The sequence below is a fragment of the Nocardia otitidiscaviarum NBRC 14405 genome (genome assembly GCF_000308635.1).
In the GTDB taxonomy this organism is placed as follows: domain Bacteria; phylum Actinomycetota; class Actinomycetes; order Mycobacteriales; family Mycobacteriaceae; genus Nocardia; species Nocardia otitidiscaviarum.
The window spans coordinates 26,527-42,747 of sequence record NZ_BAGD01000039.1 but is presented as its reverse complement, the minus strand read 5'-3'; the positions used below and the strand labels follow the sequence as shown (position 1 = coordinate 42,747).

The 16,221-nt window shown below is 69.3% G+C and carries 13 protein-coding genes; 4 read left to right on the top strand and 9 right to left on the bottom strand.

Annotated features, from left to right (window positions below; genetic code table 11):
- Positions 1-124: 124 nt before the first annotated feature.
- Positions 125-1,021, bottom strand: coding sequence for a sulfurtransferase (locus ON31_RS06745; protein ID WP_029925670.1), 897 nt, complete (start codon positions 1,019-1,021; stop codon positions 125-127).
- A 166-nt stretch (positions 1,022-1,187) separates the two neighbouring features.
- Here ON31_RS06745 and ON31_RS06740 point away from each other — a divergent pair, with 166 nt between their 5' ends.
- The gene (locus ON31_RS06740; RefSeq protein WP_029925668.1) at positions 1,188-2,021 is read left to right on the top strand and encodes a helix-turn-helix transcriptional regulator; all 834 of its coding nucleotides are present in this window, start codon (positions 1,188-1,190) and stop codon (positions 2,019-2,021) included.
- Here ON31_RS06740 and ON31_RS06735 read toward each other — a convergent pair.
- The 5 genes from ON31_RS06735 to ON31_RS06715 all read right to left on the bottom strand — a co-directional run bounded on the left by ON31_RS06735 (position 1,929) and on the right by ON31_RS06715 (position 6,952).
- Positions 1,929-2,585, bottom strand: coding sequence for a Maf family protein (locus tag ON31_RS06735; RefSeq protein WP_039810471.1), 657 nt, complete (start codon positions 2,583-2,585; stop codon positions 1,929-1,931). The genes ON31_RS06740 and ON31_RS06735 overlap by 93 nt on opposite strands.
- 75 nt (positions 2,586-2,660) lie before the next feature.
- On the bottom strand, positions 2,661-2,975 hold the full coding sequence (locus ON31_RS06730; RefSeq protein WP_039810587.1) for an acyl-CoA carboxylase subunit epsilon: 315 nt from the start codon (positions 2,973-2,975) through the stop codon (positions 2,661-2,663).
- Between the two features lie 215 nt (positions 2,976-3,190).
- Positions 3,191-4,831 (bottom strand): acyl-CoA carboxylase subunit beta, encoded by a 1,641-nt coding sequence (locus tag ON31_RS06725; protein ID WP_039810469.1) that lies wholly within the window; start codon positions 4,829-4,831, stop codon positions 3,191-3,193.
- Positions 4,832-5,094: 263 nt separating this feature from the next.
- Entirely contained in the window at positions 5,095-6,435 is a 1,341-nt protein-coding gene (gene lat, locus ON31_RS06720; protein ID WP_081592270.1) for an L-lysine 6-transaminase, read from the bottom strand.
- A gap of 64 nt (positions 6,436-6,499) precedes the next feature.
- The gene (locus tag ON31_RS06715) at positions 6,500-6,952 is read right to left on the bottom strand and encodes an Lrp/AsnC family transcriptional regulator (protein WP_029925658.1); all 453 of its coding nucleotides are present in this window, start codon (positions 6,950-6,952) and stop codon (positions 6,500-6,502) included.
- Between the two features lie 55 nt (positions 6,953-7,007).
- On the opposite strand from ON31_RS06715, the gene amaB reads away from it, so the two are divergent.
- Positions 7,008-8,537, top strand: coding sequence for an L-piperidine-6-carboxylate dehydrogenase (amaB, locus tag ON31_RS06710; RefSeq protein WP_039810582.1), 1,530 nt, complete (start codon positions 7,008-7,010; stop codon positions 8,535-8,537).
- A 21-nt stretch (positions 8,538-8,558) separates the two neighbouring features.
- On the opposite strand, the gene ON31_RS06705 is transcribed toward amaB, so the two are convergent.
- Positions 8,559-9,407, bottom strand: a complete 849-nt coding sequence (locus ON31_RS06705) for an SDR family oxidoreductase (protein WP_039810466.1) — start codon at positions 9,405-9,407, stop codon at positions 8,559-8,561.
- Complete coding sequence (locus ON31_RS06700) at positions 9,404-10,366, bottom strand: patatin-like phospholipase family protein (RefSeq protein WP_039810579.1); 963 nt, start codon at positions 10,364-10,366, stop codon at positions 9,404-9,406. The genes ON31_RS06705 and ON31_RS06700 overlap by 4 nt, the downstream gene beginning before the upstream one ends.
- Positions 10,367-10,434: 68 nt before the next feature.
- Here ON31_RS06700 and ON31_RS06695 point away from each other — a divergent pair, with 68 nt between their 5' ends.
- The gene (locus ON31_RS06695) at positions 10,435-11,085 is read left to right on the top strand and encodes a TetR/AcrR family transcriptional regulator (protein WP_051036940.1); all 651 of its coding nucleotides are present in this window, start codon (positions 10,435-10,437) and stop codon (positions 11,083-11,085) included.
- On the opposite strand, the gene ON31_RS06690 is transcribed toward ON31_RS06695, so the two are convergent.
- Positions 11,036-11,581: a histidine phosphatase family protein gene (locus ON31_RS06690; protein WP_029925649.1), complete on the bottom strand. Its 546-nt coding sequence runs from the start codon at positions 11,579-11,581 to the stop codon at positions 11,036-11,038. The genes ON31_RS06695 and ON31_RS06690 overlap by 50 nt on opposite strands.
- Before the next feature lie 114 nt (positions 11,582-11,695).
- On the opposite strand from ON31_RS06690, the gene ON31_RS06685 reads away from it, so the two are divergent.
- Entirely contained in the window at positions 11,696-16,219 is a 4,524-nt protein-coding gene (locus tag ON31_RS06685) for an ATP-dependent helicase (protein ID WP_085996351.1), read from the top strand.
- Positions 16,220-16,221: the final 2 nt, after the last annotated feature.

Genomic DNA, 16,221 nt, shown 5'->3' with positions numbered 1-16,221 from the left:
TGCTCTCAAAGCTTTCGTCTTGGGCAGTGTAGGCAGTCTGCCAACAACCACCGAGTCGGGATAGGGCTACCGAGGAGTAGGCCCGAAGAGTGACCGATGCGACACTCTACAACGCCCGTGGGCGCTACCTGCGCGCGGCGATCTCGGGTGCGGTACCCGGCTCGGCTCCCATGACGATCGGCATTCCGACCGCATTACCCCATTCGGTCCAGGAGCCGTCATAGTTACGCACCCCCTCGATACCGAGCAGGAAGGTGAGCACGAACCAGGTGTGCGCGGACCGCTCGCCCACCCGACCGTAGACGATCGGCGCCGCGCCGACCGCACCGTAGACGACGTCGAGTTCGGCGCGCGGCCGGAAGCGCGAATCGGGGCCGACGGCGGTCATCCACGGAATGTTCACCGCCGTGGGGATGTGGCCGCCGCGCAGTGCGCGTTCCAGTTCGTGATCGGTGAGCAGGGTGTGTTCGCCCGTGTACTCCGCCAGCGGCCGCACATCCACCAGCGATCCGCCGAGGCCGTCCACCACGTCCTCGCGGAACGCCCGCGCCGTGCGGTCGTCCCGGTCCACCTTCGGGTAGTCGCCCGCTCCGGCGAAGGGCACCTCGAAGGTGGTGTCGCGAGCCTCGGAGATCCATGCGTCGCGGCCGCCGTCGAGCAGTCGCACATCCTGATGCCCGTACAGGTGCATGGTCCAGACCGTGGCCGCGGCGGTGCCGTTGCCCTTGTCCCCGTAGACGACCACGGTGTCGTCGCGTTCGATGCCCTTGATGCGCATGAGTTCGGCGAACCGTTCCGCGTTCACGACATCGCGGGTGAGCGGGTCGATGAGCTCGGTTCGCCAATCGATCTTGATGGCTCCGGGGACGTGACCGATGTCGTAGAGGAGAATGTCCTCATTGGTCTCGATGATCTTGAGTCCCGGCGCGCCGATGTTTGCCGACAGCCATTCTGTGGTTACTAGTCGGTGAGGATATGCGTAGGTGCCGAACGAGGGATTCGGGTCCGGGGCGACGGGCAAGGTGTCGGTCCTTCACGCTCGGTGGGTAGGTTGTGACGGTTGAAGATCTCTGCACCGATCGTAAGCGGGTGGCGGTAACGAAACTCGTTTCAGATCACGAATCAGATGATTGAACGAATAAAGCGCAGCTTCATCCGATAAAGTCTCCCGGGAGGAGGGGTGAGCTATGTCCGATTCTTGGCCACGACGGCGTCTGCTCGCGATCCTACGTGGCGCCAGCGAGCCTCTCGACGCACAGGAACTCGCCCGGGTCACCGGCCAGCATGTGACTACGGTTCGTTTCCATTTGGACGTGCTCACCCGCGAATCGCTCGTACGCCAATTCCAGCAGCCGCCGCGCGGTCGCGGACGCCCGCGCATCGGCTATACCGCCGTACAGCGATCAGTGGGTTATCAGGAGCTCGCGCAGGTGCTGGCCGACCAGCTGGGCACCGACCCGCGGCGACGCTCCGATGCCGCCGTGGCGGCGGGCCGGGTGTGGGGCGCGAAGATGGAATCGGTCGACCAGCCCGTCGAAACGCTGGACGACGCCAAGGACCTGACCATCACCCTGGCCTCCGAACTCGGTTTCGCACCGGAACGCGATCCGGCCAGCGAGACCGACGAACAGGCCCTGGTCCGACTCACCGCCTGCCCGCTGCGCGAACTCGCGCGCACGCATTCGGAGGTGGTGTGCGGCGTGCACCTGGGTCTCATGCGTGAAGTGCTGGACCGCAACGGCGCCCGCGATCACGTGCAGGTGCGGCTGCATCCGTTCGTGGAGCCGGAACTTTGCGTGGCACGCCTGGAGCTGCTGAAACCCCCTGCGGGCGAACCGGTCCCGGCCACCGCCGCGGAGGAGCCGCCGACCGAGGCCGACGAGGTGGAACCGCGCCTGGCCCCGGCCACCAGCCGGGTGGCGCCACAGTTACGCAGTGTCGATCCCCAGCTCCGCGGCGCCGACCCACAGCTCCGCAATTCCGACCCCCACCTCGGCAAGCAGTCGACGAACCAGCGGTAGCCCGATTCCGATGACGCTGGACGGATCGCCCTCGATCCGCTCCACGAACCAGCCGCCCCGGCCGTCCAGCGTGAACGCCCCGGCCACCTGCAACGGCTCCCCCGACGCCAGGTACGCCTCCAGCGCCTCGGGTTCGGGTTTGGCGAAATGCACTGTGGTGCCGCTGCAATCGGCGGCTTCGGCGACGATCTCCCCGTCGCGCAGGCGCAGTACGCAGTGTCCGGTGAGCAGATCCGCGGCGCGCCCGGCCATTTCGGCCCAGCGCGCCCGCGCCACCTCGACGGTCAACGGCTTGCCCTGTAGCTCGCCGTCGATCAGCAGCATCGAATCGCAGCCCACCACAACGGAATCGGCGAAGTCGACGGGATCGAGGGTGGCGGCGACGGCGCGTGCCTTGGCTCGCGCCAGTTCCACGACCACCCGTTCCGGGGTGGCGCTGGCGGGCAGTGCGGCGGCGACCGCGTCCTCGTCGACATTCGACACCCGGACCACGGGTTCGATACCCGCGTTGCGCAGTACGCCGCGCCGGGCCGGGGACGCGGAGGCCAGTACGAATACGGTCACGGCGCTCAGTATTCCAGCAGGCGCGTCCGACGCCGCGCGTGGTCGCGCGGAAGCGGTCGCACCCGGTGGAGCCGCTCAGTCCCGCAGGTGGGACAGGGCCGGGAACGCGTAGGGCGAGAATGGCGAAGTGCCGCGGTGCAGCAGGGTCGGGCGGCCCCACATATCGGCCGGGCCGGTGGCGGCGGGAGCGGCGGCGGCACCCGCCGCGGCCGCGGTGAGCACGGCCACCAGGGCGGCCAGCTCGTCGTCGGTCGGATTGCCCTTCAGCACCTGCACCACCGGGCCCGCGTGGGCCGGTTCGGCCGCGGCGACGGGCGCGTCGACCACCTCGACGAACTCGTCGACCGCCAGATCCAGTTCGGCGGCGCGCAAAACCTCTTCATCTGCCATGGTCGTCACAGCGCCAGTCCTCCTGTCCGTTCACCGCTCGTGGCGGTTGGTTCGCGTCCGGATCGGTTCCGGTCCGCAAACGGTATTCGTTGGTTCCCTCGACGGCGAGGGTTTGGCCATAACCATTTTCACTCGGATGGGGCGATGGTGCGCGGTATGGAATTGCACGTCCGTACCCAACTCAGTGTGCGCCCCATACCGCGCTTATCGCCGCATCAGAGCGGAATGTTGCCGTGCTTCTTCGGCGGCAGCGTCACCATCTTGCGTTCGAGCAGACGCAGGGCGGAGACGATCTGACCGCGGGTGTGCGAGGGCGGGATAACCGCGTCCACATAGCCGCGCTCGGCCGCCACATAGGGGTTGACCAGGGTGTCTTCGTACTCGTTCTGCAATTCCAGGCGCAGCGCGTCGACGTCGCTGCCCTCCGCGGCGGCCTGCTGCAACTGCTTGCGGTAGACGAAGCCGACCGCGCCCGACGCGCCCATGACGGCGATCTGCGCCGTCGGCCACGCCAGATTCACATCGGCCCCCATGTGCTTGGAGCCCATGACGTCGTAGGCGCCGCCGTATGCCTTGCGGGTGATAATTGTGATCTTACCCACAGTAGCCTCACCGTAGGCGTAGAGCAGCTTCGCGCCGCGGCGGATGATGCCGTTGAACTCCTGGCCGGTACCCGGCAGGAAGCCCGGCACGTCCACCAGGGTGATGATCGGAATATTGAAGGCGTCGCAGGTGCGCACGAAGCGTGCGGCCTTCTCCGAGGCGTCGATGTCCAGGCAGCCCGCGAACTGGGTGGGCTGGTTGGCCACGATGCCGATGCTGCGGCCGTCGATGCGGGCGAAGCCGACGATGATGTTCATCGCGCGCTCGGCCTGCACCTCCAGGAACTCGTCGTCGTCGACCAGGCAGCGAATGACCTCGTGCATGTCATAGGGCTGGTTCGGCGAGTCCGGGATGATGGTGTCGAGTTCGAGGTCCTCCTCGGTGAGGGAATCCTCGATCGCGCCCTCGATCGGGTCCGACGCCGGAAAGCGCGGCGCCTCGGCCCGGTTGTTGCTCGGCAGGTAGGACAGCAGGTCCTTGACGTAGTCGAGCGCGTCCTGCTCGCCGGAGGCGACGTAGTGGGCGACACCGGACTTGACCATGTGGGTGTGGGCGCCGCCCAGCTCCTCCATGGTGACCTCTTCACCGGTGACGGTCTTGATGACGTCCGGACCGGTCACGAACATCTGCGAGGTCTGGTCGACCATGACGACGAAGTCGGTCAGCGCGGGCGAGTACACGTGCCCGCCGGCGGCCGGGCCCATGATGAGCGAGATCTGCGGGATCACGCCGGAGGCCTGGATATTGCGGTGGAAGATCTCGCCGTAGAGACCCAGGGAGACGACGCCCTCCTGGATGCGCGCGCCCGCGCCCTCGTTGATGCCGATGAGCGGGCGACCGGTCTTGAGTGCCAGATCCATGACCTTGACGATCTTCTCGCCGTACACCTCGCCGAGGGAGCCGCCGAACACGGTGACGTCCTGGGAGAAGATGCAGACGTCGCGGCCGTCGACGGTGCCGTAGCCGGTGACCACGCCGTCGCCGAGGGGACGGTTGTTCTCCAGGCCGAAGTTCACGCTGCGGTGCCGGGCCAGTGCGTCGAGTTCGACGAACGAGCCCTCGTCCAGCAGGGCGAGAATGCGCTCGCGCGCGGTCATCTTGCCCTTGGCGTGCACCTTGTCGACCACGGCCTCACCCACCGGGTGCTTGGCTTCCTCGAGGCGACTGCGCAGGTCAGCCAACTTGCCGGCGGTGGTGTGGATATCTGGGGCGCCCGCCGACCCCGGCGAAGGCTGCTGCTGGACACTCGTCATGGCCGCGAGTGTAACCAGTACCAGGCCCCCTTTGTAATCCGCCGGGTGCTACTGACCGGTATCGCTATTGGCTACCCGCCAGTAGAAAAGCGCTGGTCGGAACGGGTGAATTGCCTGCTGGTCACCGATTCTCGACGGCCGCGAACCCAACTGTTCCGCGCGCGGAACAGTTGCCGGATTCGGTGTCGAATAGGGGTTTCCGCGCGCGGCGGAACAGGCCGGTGCGACGTGCGGTCGACACCGGCCCTGTTCCGGGCCGAGCCCTAGCGGGTCAGCACGCGATCCAGGGCGTCCACGGCCTCGTCGAGTTCGGCGACGGTGACGGTGAGCGGCGGCCGGAACCGGATGCCGCGCTCGCCGGTGCCGAGGATCAGCACCCGCTCCTCCTCCCGCAGGCGCGTCAGCACCTCGTCACGCAGACCCGCCGACTCCAGGGTGACGGCGCACATGAGACCGCGCCCGCGCGGATCGCTCACCGCGGCGTGGTCGACAGCCAGGGTCGTCAGCCGCTCCAGCAGATGCTCACCCAGTTCCTTTGCGGCCGTGACCAATCCGTCCCGCGAGATGACCTCGAGAAGCCGCCGCGACCGCACCATGTCGGTGAGGTTGCCGCCCCAGGTGGAGTTGAGCCGCGAGCTCACCCGGAAGACATTGTCGGGCACCTCGTCCACCCGGCCGCCCGCCATGATCCCGCACACCTGAGTCTTCTTGCCGAAGGCCACCACATCCGGTTCCAGCCCGAGCTGCTGGTAGGCCCACACGCTGCCGGTCATACCGACGCCGGTCTGCACCTCGTCGAGAATGAACAGCGCGTCGTTGTCGTGGCACAGATCCTGCATGGTGCGCAGGAATTCCGGCCGCATGTGCCGGTCGCCGCCCTCGCCCTGGATGGGTTCGGCGATGAAGCAGGCGATATCGTGCGGATGCGCGGTGAAGGCGCGAATGGCCTGGTCCAGCGCGCGGCGCTCGGCGGCCTCCAGATCGCGCCCGGAGGCCAGGTACGGGGTCTCGATGCGCGGCCAGTCGAATGTGGGGAACCGTGCCGTCTTCACCGGATCGGTGTTGGTGAGCGACATGGTGTAGCCGGTGCGCCCGTGGAAGGCTCCGGTCAGATGCAGCACCTTGGTGCCGAGTTCGGCTGGGCGACCGTGCATTTCATTGTGGCGGCTCTTCCAGTCGAAGGCCGTCTTGAGGGCGTTCTCCACCGCGAGGCCGCCACCGTCGATGAAGAACAGGTGCGGTAGCCGGGGATCGCCGAGCACCCGCGTGAAGGTCTCCACGAAGCGGGCCATTTCGACGGTGTAGATATCGGAGTTGCTGGGCTTGTTGATCGCCGCGTCCGACAGGCTCGCGCGGAAGGCGCGGTCGTCGGCCAGCGCGGGGTGGTTCATCCCCAGCGCGTTGGAGGCGAAGAACCCGAACATGTCGAGGTAGACGTCACCGGTACGGGCGTCGACCAAACGGAGACCGCGGGATTTCCGCAGGTCCAGGACCATGTCGAAACCGTCCGCGAGGATGGAAGCGGACAGGATTTCGTGCACCCGGGCGGGGGTGACCAGTGTCGTTTCGGCAACCGCCCCGAGCCGATCGAATTCGAGGGTCACGCCACCACTGTAAAGGAAAATTAACGGCGAGACCCGTAAACAACGAAATAATTACGATCTGGAGCTACTTGTCATAGAATGTCTGCAGAATGATGGTGCTTCGTGTCCTGACGTTCGCGGTCGCGCGGATCTCTTGCAGCAGTTGCTCCAGGTGCCGGGGGGACGCCACCCGGACCAGCAGCATGTAGCTCTCCTCGCCGGCCACCGAATGACATGCCTCGATTCCGGGTACATGTTGCAGGAGCGCGGGCGCGTCATCGGGCTGCGACGGGTCGAGAGGAGTGATCGCGACGAATGCCGACAGCATCTGACCCAACGCCTCGGGATCCACATTCGCCGTGTAGCCGCGAATCACGCCACGCGCCTCCAACCGCCGCACCCGCGACTGCACGGCGGAAACCGACAGGTTCGCCTTCTCGGCAAGGTTGGACAGGGTGGCGCGACCATCGGCAATCAGTTCGCGTATCAGCAGTCGATCGATATCGTCGAGTACGGGTTTCGCCGGTGTATCCGCCATCAGCGAAGACTAACGCGGCGAACCGAACTCGGTGGTGGGAACCCAGGAGGTGCAGATGACTCAGGCATTGACCGAGCGCAACACTCGCGAGCTGAGGAACCGTGCCGAGGCGCTGTTGCAGCGGCTCGGCGTGGCCATGCCGGAGCCGGGTCCGCTACCGGCCCGCACTCCTATCACCGGCGGTGACTTGGCCAGCCTGCGAGCGAGTTCCCGGGCGGAGGTGGACGCGGCGGTCGAGCGGGCGGCGACGGCCTTCCGGGACTGGCGCACCGTGCCCGCACCGGTGCGCGCGGCGGTGGTGCGGCGGCTGGCCGCACTGCTGGCCGAGCATCAGGAGGAACTCGGCGAACTGGTAACGCTGGAGGCGGGCAAGATCCCGGCCGAGGCGCGCGGCGAAGTGCAGGAGATGATCGACATCTGCGAATTCGCCATCGGCCAGTCGCGCCAGCTGTACGGGCGCACCATGCCGTCGGAACGCCCGGGGCACCGGCTCATGGAGACCTGGCATCCGCTCGGGGTGGTCGGGGTGATCTCGGCGTTCAACTTCCCCGTGGCCGTGTGGGCCTGGAATACCGCGCTGGCGCTGGTGTGCGGTGACACCGTGGTGTGGAAGCCGTCGGAGACCACACCGCTCACGGCGCTGGCCTGCCACACCCTGCTGCGCCGCGCGGCGGTCGAGGCGGGGGCGGATCCCGAAGTGCACCAACTGGTTCAGGGCTCGGCCGAGGTGGGTGAACAGCTGGTCGACGACGCCCGGGTCGCACTGGTGAGCGCCACCGGGTCGGTGCGCATGGGCCGCACGGTGGCCCCGCGGGTGGCGGCCCGGTTCGGCCGCTGCCTGCTGGAGTTGGGCGGCAACAACGCCGCGGTGGTGACGCCGTCGGCGGATCTGGATCTGGCCGCGCGGGCCATCGTGTTCGCCGCCGCCGGCACCGCCGGGCAGCGCTGCACCACCCTGCGGCGACTCATCGTGCACGCGGACGTGATCGGACCGCTGCTGGATCGAGTGGCGGCCGCGTACCGGCAACTGCGCGTGGGCAATCCGCTCGACGAGGGGGTGCTGGTGGGTCCGCTCATCAACAGTGCGGGCTACCTCGGCATGCAGGCCGCGCTGCAGCGCGCGCTCGAGGACGGCGGCGAGTTGATCTGCGGCGGTGAGCGGGTGGAGGGTTTCGGCGAGGACGCCTTCTACGTGCGCCCCGCGCTGGTACGGATGCCCGCCCAGACCGCGGTGGTGCGCGAGGAGACCTTCGCCCCCATTCTCTACGCACTCCCCTACCACGACCTGGACGCCGCCATCGACCTGCACAACGGTGTGCCGCAGGGCCTTTCGTCCGCGATCTTCACCCGCGACCAGCGCGAGGCGGAACGCTTCCTGGCCGCCGACGGCTCCGACTGCGGTATCGCCAATGTCAATATCGGCACCTCGGGTGCGGAGATCGGCGGCGCGTTCGGTGGCGAGAAGGAGACCGGCGGCGGTCGCGAATCCGGCTCGGACTCGTGGAAGGCGTACATGCGCCGGGCCACCAATACCGTCAACTACTCGACCGAACTACCGCTGGCACAGGGCATCCGCTTCGAGTAGTCGCCGACCGTACGAAGAGGGTCAGCTCTCCTCGGTGGTGATGGCGCGGATCTGCGCCTCGTACCGCTCGCGGGTGGCGGTGTCGGCGGGGTGCAGGGCGCGGTCGCCGCCGAACAGGCGGCGGACCAGGCGGACCGCCGGTTCGGGGGCGGCGGCCAGGGCCACGTCCACCGGTCCGAGGTAGTTGGGGACGGCCACCTCCGCCTTGCGGGTGCGGACGGTCTGGACGACGGCGGCGGCCACGTCCTCCGGGTCGACGGTCGGAAGGCCGTGTCCCAGTGTCAATCCCGACGACAGGCGGGTGCGGACGGCGGAAGGCAGGACGCAGCTGACGCTCACGCCGTGCTCGGCGAATTCCAGCCGGGTGGCCGCGGAGAGGCCGACGGCGGCGAACTTGCTGGCGTTGTAGACGGCCAGCCCCGGCAGCGGGATCTTGCCCGCCAGCGAGGCGACATTCACGATATGACCGGACCCGCGGTCGATCATGCCGGGCGCGACCGCGCGCATACCGTGGATGAGCCCCCAGACGTTCACGTCCATGGTGGTGCGGCCCACCGCGTCCGGTTCGTCCAGGAAGGCCCCTGCGGGCATGACACCGGCATTGTTCACCAGGATGTCGACGCCGCCGAATTCGGTGACCACCCGGTCCCACTGTGCGCGATCACGGACATCGAGTTCGAATGCCTTGGCTCCCAGGGCCGCCGCCGTGGCCTCGGCGGCGGCGGTGTCGACGTCGGCGATGGCGACCTGCGCCCCCTTGCCCGCGAACAGCTCGGCCGTGCACCGGCCGATCCCCCGCCCGGCCCCGGTGACCAGAACCCGGGCCCCTCTCGGATCGATTGCGGGATAACCGCTTCCGAAGATGCTCATGCGAATTCCCCTTGCTCCATGGCTTTGCGGGTGCTGACCAGACTGTGTTCGAAGGTCTCTCGGCGGCGGCGGCCGTCCATGAAGTTCGGCCCCATCACCGCCAGGTCCTCGGCGTCGGCCCCGAGGCACAGCACCTTGGTGCCGGTGGCGCGCACCCGCGCGATCTCGTCGTCGAGCCGCGCGGTCATCCGCCGGCGCAGTTGGCGTTCGAGGAGGTGTCCGGGGCCGGTGGCGGGCACCGGGGTGGCGGAGGCCATGGGGGTGAGCACCACGATTTCGTCGAGGTGATCGGGAATGAGCAGATCCACCGAGGCGGTGGAGGCCGCGCCGCCGTCGATGAAGCGGCGTCCGGCGATGGGTACCGGCGGGAACCAGCCCGGCACCGCCCACGAGGCCCGCAGGGCCGCACCGAGATTCGCCTTCGGTGCGCCGGGCGCGCCGAACGCCACCCGCTCCCCGGTGGCGTAGTCCATGGCCACCAGCCGGGCCGCCGGATGCGGCAACCAGCCACCGTCGGGCCGCAGCCGGTCGGCCAGCCGCTGCAACCAGCCCGGATCGCCGCCGCCGACGGGCAGCAGTCCGCTGGCGGCGGTCAGCAGCCGCTGACCGCCGGAGATCCGACCGTCGCGCAGGGCGCGCAGCGTTCCCGCGGGCGCGCCGAGGCGCGGTCGCGGCAGCGGCGGGAACCGGCCCGGCTCCGCGCGCATATGCGCGGTCAGCACCGGATCGCTCGACTCCCCCCGCTGCATGGCGACCAGGTCGTCCACCGCGATGCCGCTGCCGAGCAGGGTGACCATTTCGGCCCCCGCGGAGGTGCCGATCATGGCGTCCGCCGTGCGCGGATCCCAGTCCAGGACGTCGCGCGCCGCGGCCAGCGCGGCGATGATCCACGCCGCGCCGAGCGTGCCCCCGCAGCCGATGGCCAGGCCACGTCGCTGTGACCCGTTGCTGTTACTCATGGTTTCGAACACTAGCAGTTCTCGAATACCGGCGGTATCCCAAAACTGTGGGTACATAGAATCGACGCATGCCACGTCTCACCCGGTCCGAGAGCCAGGCCCGCACCCGCGCGGACCTGCTGGCCACCGCGCGTGACCTCTTCCTCACCGACGGCTACGCCAAGACCAGTCTGGAGCGCGTCGCCGAGGAGGCCGGATATTCCAAGGGCGCGGTGTACTCGAACTTCCGCACCAAATCCCAGCTGTGCCTGGAGGTGCTCGAACTCATTCACGAGACCAAGTTCGGCGAGGTGAGCGCGCTGCTGGCCGCGCACGAGGCATTCGACGAGCGCATGGCGGCCTTCCAGGACTGGGCCGAACGCACCCTCGGTGATATCGGCTGGACCATGCTGGAATTCGAGTTCGCCATCGTGGCGCGCGACGATCCGGCGCTACAGGCCGCGCTGGTGTCGAATCTGTCGCTGATTCGCGGTACCGTCGCCGCGCAATTGCAGAGTCTGGCCGGATCGCTGGGCATCGCGCTGCCCATGCCACCGGAGGACGCCGCCACCGCGGTGCTGAGCCTCGGGCTGGGGCTGGGGATTCAGCGGGCCATCGACCCGAGCCTGTCGGCGCGGCTGATCACCGATGCGGTGCGGTCCATGATCACCCCCGGGGCAGGCGGCGGGGTCACGCCCGGAAGTGCAGGGTCCACTCGCCTCGGTAGTGCAGCCGGGTAATGCTCACCGGCGGAATGTCGATGCGCCAGAACGACTTCGCGGGCGCGTCCAGCGCCACCAGTAGTGCGCACCGGATGACGGCGGGATGGGTGATGGCGATGGTGGGCTCCCCGTCGGCGGCGATATCGGCCAGCCACTGGGCCGTACGCTCGATCACGTCCACCACGGACTCGCCCCCGTGCCCCTTGAAGGTGGGGTCGGTGAGCCAGGCGTAGAGGTCCTCCTTGGGCACCGTCATGAGTTCGCCGCCGCGCCACGCGCCCGCGTCCAGGTCGCGTAGTCGGTCGTCCTCGGCGCCCAGCAGTCCCATCAGGGCGGCCGTTTCGACGGTGCGGCGTTCCGGCGCGGTCAGCACCCGGGCGGTATTGAGGCGTCCGCAGGCGGAGGCGGCCCGCCGTCCGGCTTCGGTGAGCGGTTCGTCGACGGGGAATCGTGCCTTGCGCATCGCCTCGGTCATGCCGTGACTGACCAGGTCGAGTCTTAGCACCTTCTGCACGGTTGGAAAGCGTACGCGCGGCATCGGCGGGCGTACTTCGATTGCCCGCCGTTGTCTCGACTGTGACCGGGTGATATCCGGATGATGTCGGTGCCCGGGTGCAGACTGGGGGGCATGGATCGGTTCTCCCCCGCCACCCGGCAGTGGTTCGACGGCGCGTTCCCGGCGCCGACGGCCGCGCAGTTGGGGGCCTGGGAGGCCATTTCCGCCGGGGAGCACACGCTCGTCGTCGCGCCGACCGGGTCGGGCAAAACGCTGTCGGCGTTCCTGTGGGCCATCGACCGGCTGGCCGCACGCGAGCCCGCGGAGGGACCGCGCACCACCTCGGTGCTGTACATCTCGCCACTGAAGGCGCTGGCCGTGGACGTGGAGCGGAATCTGCGCGCGCCGCTGGTGGGGGTGACGCAGACGGCCGAGCGGTTGGGGTCGGAGCCGCCGGAGATCCGGGTGGGGGTGCGGTCGGGGGATACCAGCGCCGCGGATCGGCGGTCCATGCAGCGCACGCCGCCCGACATCCTCATCACCACGCCCGAGTCGCTGTTCCTCATGCTCACCTCGGCGGCGCGCGAGACGCTGCGCGGGGTGCACACCGTGATCGTGGACGAGGTGCACGCCATTGCCGGGTCCAAACGCGGTGCGCACCTTGCGCTTTCACTGGCTCGACTGGATTTGCTGACCGAACGCCCGGCACAGCGGATCGGGCTGTCGGCCACGGTGCGCCCGCCCGCCGAGGTGGGGCGGTTCCTGGTGGGCAATGCCCCGATCACCGTCGTGTCGCCACCCGCGCCCAAGACCTTCGACCTCACCGTGCGGGTGCCGGTGGCGGATATGACCGAACCGGACGAGTCCGGGGAGGCCGCCTCCATCTGGCCGCATGTGGACGAGGCCATCGTGGACCTGGTGCTCGAACACCGGTCCTCCATCGTGTTCGCCAATTCGCGGCGACTCTCGGAACGGCTCACCGCCCGGCTGAACGAGGCGTACGCGGCCCGGCTCGGGGAGACGGTGGATACCGAGCACGCGCCGCCCGCCCAGCTGGGTCCGTCGACCGAGGTGGTGCACGGCGCCGCACCGCTGCTGGCGCGAGCGCACCACGGCTCGGTGAGCAAGGAGCAGCGGGCGCTCATCGAGGACGACCTCAAGAGCGGGCGGCTGCGCTGCGTGGTGGCCACCAGCAGTCTGGAACTCGGCATCGATATGGGTGCGGTGGAATTGGTGGTGCAGGTCGAAGCGCCGCCCTCGGTGGCGAGCGGGCTGCAACGCGTCGGACGAGCCGGACACCAGGTGGGCGAGATCTCGCGCGGCGTGATCTTCCCCAAGCACCGCACCGACGTCATCCACTGCGCGGTGGCGTCGATGCGCATGACCTCCGGGCAGATCGAGGAGCTGAAGATTCCGGCACACCCCCTGGACATCCTCGCCCAGCAGACCGTGGCGGCGTGCGCGCTGGAACCACTGGACGCCGATGCCTGGTTCGAGGTGGTGCGGAGTACGGGAAGCTATGCGGCACTGCCGCGTTCGGCCTACGAATCGGTGCTGGATCTGCTGTCCGGGCGGTATCCGTCCGACGAGTTCGCCGAACTGCGGCCGCGCATCGTGTGGGATCGCGACGCCGGGACGCTCACCGGACGGCCGGGGGCGCAGCGATTGGCGGTCACCTCCGGCGGGGCCATTCCGGATCGCGGGCTGTTCCCGGTGTTCATGGTGGGCGAGAAGGCTTCGCGCGTCGGCGAACTCGACGAGGAGATGGTGTACGAATCCCGCGTCGGGGATGTGTTCGCGCTCGGGGCCACCAGCTGGCGCATCGAGGAGATCACCTTCGACCGGGTGCTGGTCACCCCGGCGTTCGGGCTGCCGGGGCGACTGCCCTTCTGGCACGGCGACTCGCTGGGCCGCCCGGCCGAATTGGGTGCTGCGCTGGGCGAATTCGTGCGGCAGGCCGGGCAGGCGGTCGAGGTGTCGGCGGCTGCGGGGCTGGACGAGAACGCCACGGCGAATCTTGTTGCGCTGCTGGAGGAGCAGCGGGCGGCGACCGGACAGCTGCCGACGGACAAGACGCTGCTGGTGGAGCGGTTCCGGGACGAATTGGGTGACTGGCGGCTGGTGCTGCATTCGCCGTACGGGCTGCCGGTGCACGCGCCGTGGGCGCTGGCGGTGGGGGCGCGGCTGCGGGAGCGGTTCGGGGTGGATGCCGCGCCGACACCGTCGGACGACGGGATCGTGGTGCGGCTGCCGGACACCACCGACGAGCCACCCGGGGCCGAGCTGTTCGTCTTCGAACCGGATGAGATCGACGATGTAGTGACCGAGCAGGTGGGCGGTTCGGCGCTGTTCGCCTCGCGATTCCGGGAGTGTTCGGCGCGGGCACTGCTGCTGCCGCGCCGCGATCCGGGCAAACGGGCTCCGCTATGGCAGCAACGGCAGCGGGCGGCGCAGCTGCTCGATGTGGCGCGCAAGTTTCCGGACTTCCCCATGCTGCTGGAGACGGTGCGCGAATGCCTCCAGGACGTGTACGACCTGCCCTCGCTGCGCGATCTGCTGAGCCGGGTGGCGCGGCGGCAACTGCGGCTGGTCGAGGTGGAGACCGCCACGCCGTCGCCCTTCGCGAATTCGCTGCTGTTCGACTACATCGGCCAGTTCATGTACGAGGGCGACAGTCCCCTCGCCGAGCGGCGGGCGGCGGCGCTGTCGCTGGACTCCAGCCTGCTCGCGGAACTGCTGGGCCGGGTGGAACTGCGCGAACTGCTCGACGCGGCGGTACTCGAGCTGACCGAGCGGGAGTTGCAGCGGCTCACCCCGGAGCGGCACGCCCGGGATCTGGAGGGGCTGGCCGATCTGCTGCGGCTGCTCGGGCCGCTCACCGCCGAGGAGGCGGCGCTGCGCTGTGTCGCGGACCCGCGTGAGTGGTTCGCGGAGTTGGTGAAAACCCACCGGGCGCTGGAGGTCTCCTTCGCGGGATCAACCTGGTGGGTGGCGGTGGAGGATGCCGCTCGACTGCGGGACGCGCTCGGCGTGCCACTGCCCATCGGCGTTCCGGCGGCATTCGTGGAACCGGTGGCCGATCCGCTGGGCGATCTCGTCGGCCGCTACGCCCGCACCCACGGACCGTTCACCCTGGACGCGGTGGCGCACCGCTTCGGGCTCGGCCCGGCCGTGGCCGCTACCGCCCTGCACCGCCTCGCGCTCGAAAAGCGAGTGGTGGAAGGCGAATTCACACCCGGAGCGGCGGGCGCCGAATGGTGCGACAGCCAGGTGCTGCGCCGACTGCGCCGCCGCTCGCTCGCCGCCGCCCGCAAGGAGGTGGAGCCGGTCGCCACCGCCGCCCTCGGACGTTTCCTACCCGCCTGGCAGCATGTCGGCACCGGGGAACTGCGCGGCGTGGACGGTGTCGCCGCCGTGGTGGAACAGCTTGCGGGCGTGCCTATTCCGGCCTCGGCCTGGGAATCGCTCGTGCTGCCCTCGCGGGTGCGCGACTACACCCCCGCCATGCTGGACGAACTCCTGGCCACCGGTGAGGTGCTCTGGTCCGGCCACGGCGCGATCACCGCCAAGGACGGCTGGGTCGCCCTGCATCCGGCCGACCAAGCGCCCCTCACCCTGCCGCCGCCCGACGAACTGGAACTCGGCGAGGTACACATCAGTCTGTTGACGGCCATGGGCGCGACCGTGATCGGCGCGGCCGCCGCCCCGGGTGCGGGCGAATCCGCGACCGCCCAGGTGGTGCCGAGTTCCGGTGGGGCGTACTTCTTCCGGCAGTTGGCGGAGGCCACCGGCACCGAGGACGAGGCCCCGGTCGTGACCGCCCTGTGGGAGCTGGTGTGGGCGGGCCACGTGGGCGGTGACACCTTCGCCCCCGTGCGCGCGCTGCTCTCCGGCACCACCCGCACCACCACCGCCCACCGCACTCCGCGCCGCGCCCCGCGCGGACGCATGTACCTCCCCCGCGCGGGCGCACCGACCCGCACCAGCCCGCCGCAGGTGGCCGGACGCTGGTCTCTGCTTCCGGAGCGGTTGGCGGACAATACGATTCGCGCGCACGCCACCGCCGACGTGCTGCTGGAACGCTACGGCGTACTCACCCGCGGCTCGGTCCAGAGCGAGGGCGTACCCGGCGGCTTCGCCCTCATGTACCGGGTGCTCACCGAGTTCGAGGACCGCGGCCGCTGCCGCCGCGGCTATTTCGTGGATTCCCTGGGCGGCGCGCAGTTCTCGACCACGGATGTGGTGGACCGGCTGCGCTCCTACGAAACCGAGGCAGCCGGTTCCGCTCTCGCGCTGGCCGCCTGCGATCCGGCGAATCCGTACGGGGCGGCGCTGCCGTGGCCCAAGGCGGCGGCCGAGGGGGCGGGGCATCGGCCGGGGCGCAAGGCCGGGGCGCTGGTGGTGCTGGTGGAGGGCGAGCTGGCGCTGTATCTGGAGCGCGGCGGCAAGACGCTGCTGACCTTCACCGAGGATCCGGCGGTGCGCACGGCCGCCGCCGGTGCCCTGGCCGGACTGGTACACGCCCGGCGCGTGGATTCGCTGGTCATCGACCGGGTGAACGGGGAATCCGTGCACGGCAACACCTTCGCCGACTTCCTGACCTCGGCGGGCTTCGCCCCCACCCCGCGCGGTTTCCGACTACGGAGCCGTCCGTGACC

Bases quoted from the DNA above. Each gene is read 5' to 3' on its own strand.
- ON31_RS06740 (WP_029925668.1), top strand. From the start codon at position 1,188: ATGTCCGATTCTTGGCCACGACGGCGTCTGCTCGCGATCCTACGTGGC.
- ON31_RS06730 (WP_039810587.1), bottom strand. From the start codon at position 2,975: ATGGCAGATGAAGAGGTTTTGCGCGCCGCCGAACTGGATCTGGCGGTC.
- ON31_RS06725 (WP_039810469.1), bottom strand. From the start codon at position 4,831: ATGACGAGTGTCCAGCAGCAGCCTTCGCCGGGGTCGGCGGGCGCCCCA.
- ON31_RS06715 (WP_029925658.1), bottom strand. From the start codon at position 6,952: ATGGCGGATACACCGGCGAAACCCGTACTCGACGATATCGATCGACTG.
- amaB (WP_039810582.1), top strand. From the start codon at position 7,008: ATGACTCAGGCATTGACCGAGCGCAACACTCGCGAGCTGAGGAACCGT.
- ON31_RS06705 (WP_039810466.1), bottom strand. From the start codon at position 9,407: ATGAGCATCTTCGGAAGCGGTTATCCCGCAATCGATCCGAGAGGGGCC.
- ON31_RS06700 (WP_039810579.1), bottom strand. From the start codon at position 10,366: ATGAGTAACAGCAACGGGTCACAGCGACGTGGCCTGGCCATCGGCTGC.
- ON31_RS06695 (WP_051036940.1), top strand. From the start codon at position 10,435: ATGCCACGTCTCACCCGGTCCGAGAGCCAGGCCCGCACCCGCGCGGAC.
- ON31_RS06685 (WP_085996351.1), top strand. From the start codon at position 11,696: ATGGATCGGTTCTCCCCCGCCACCCGGCAGTGGTTCGACGGCGCGTTC.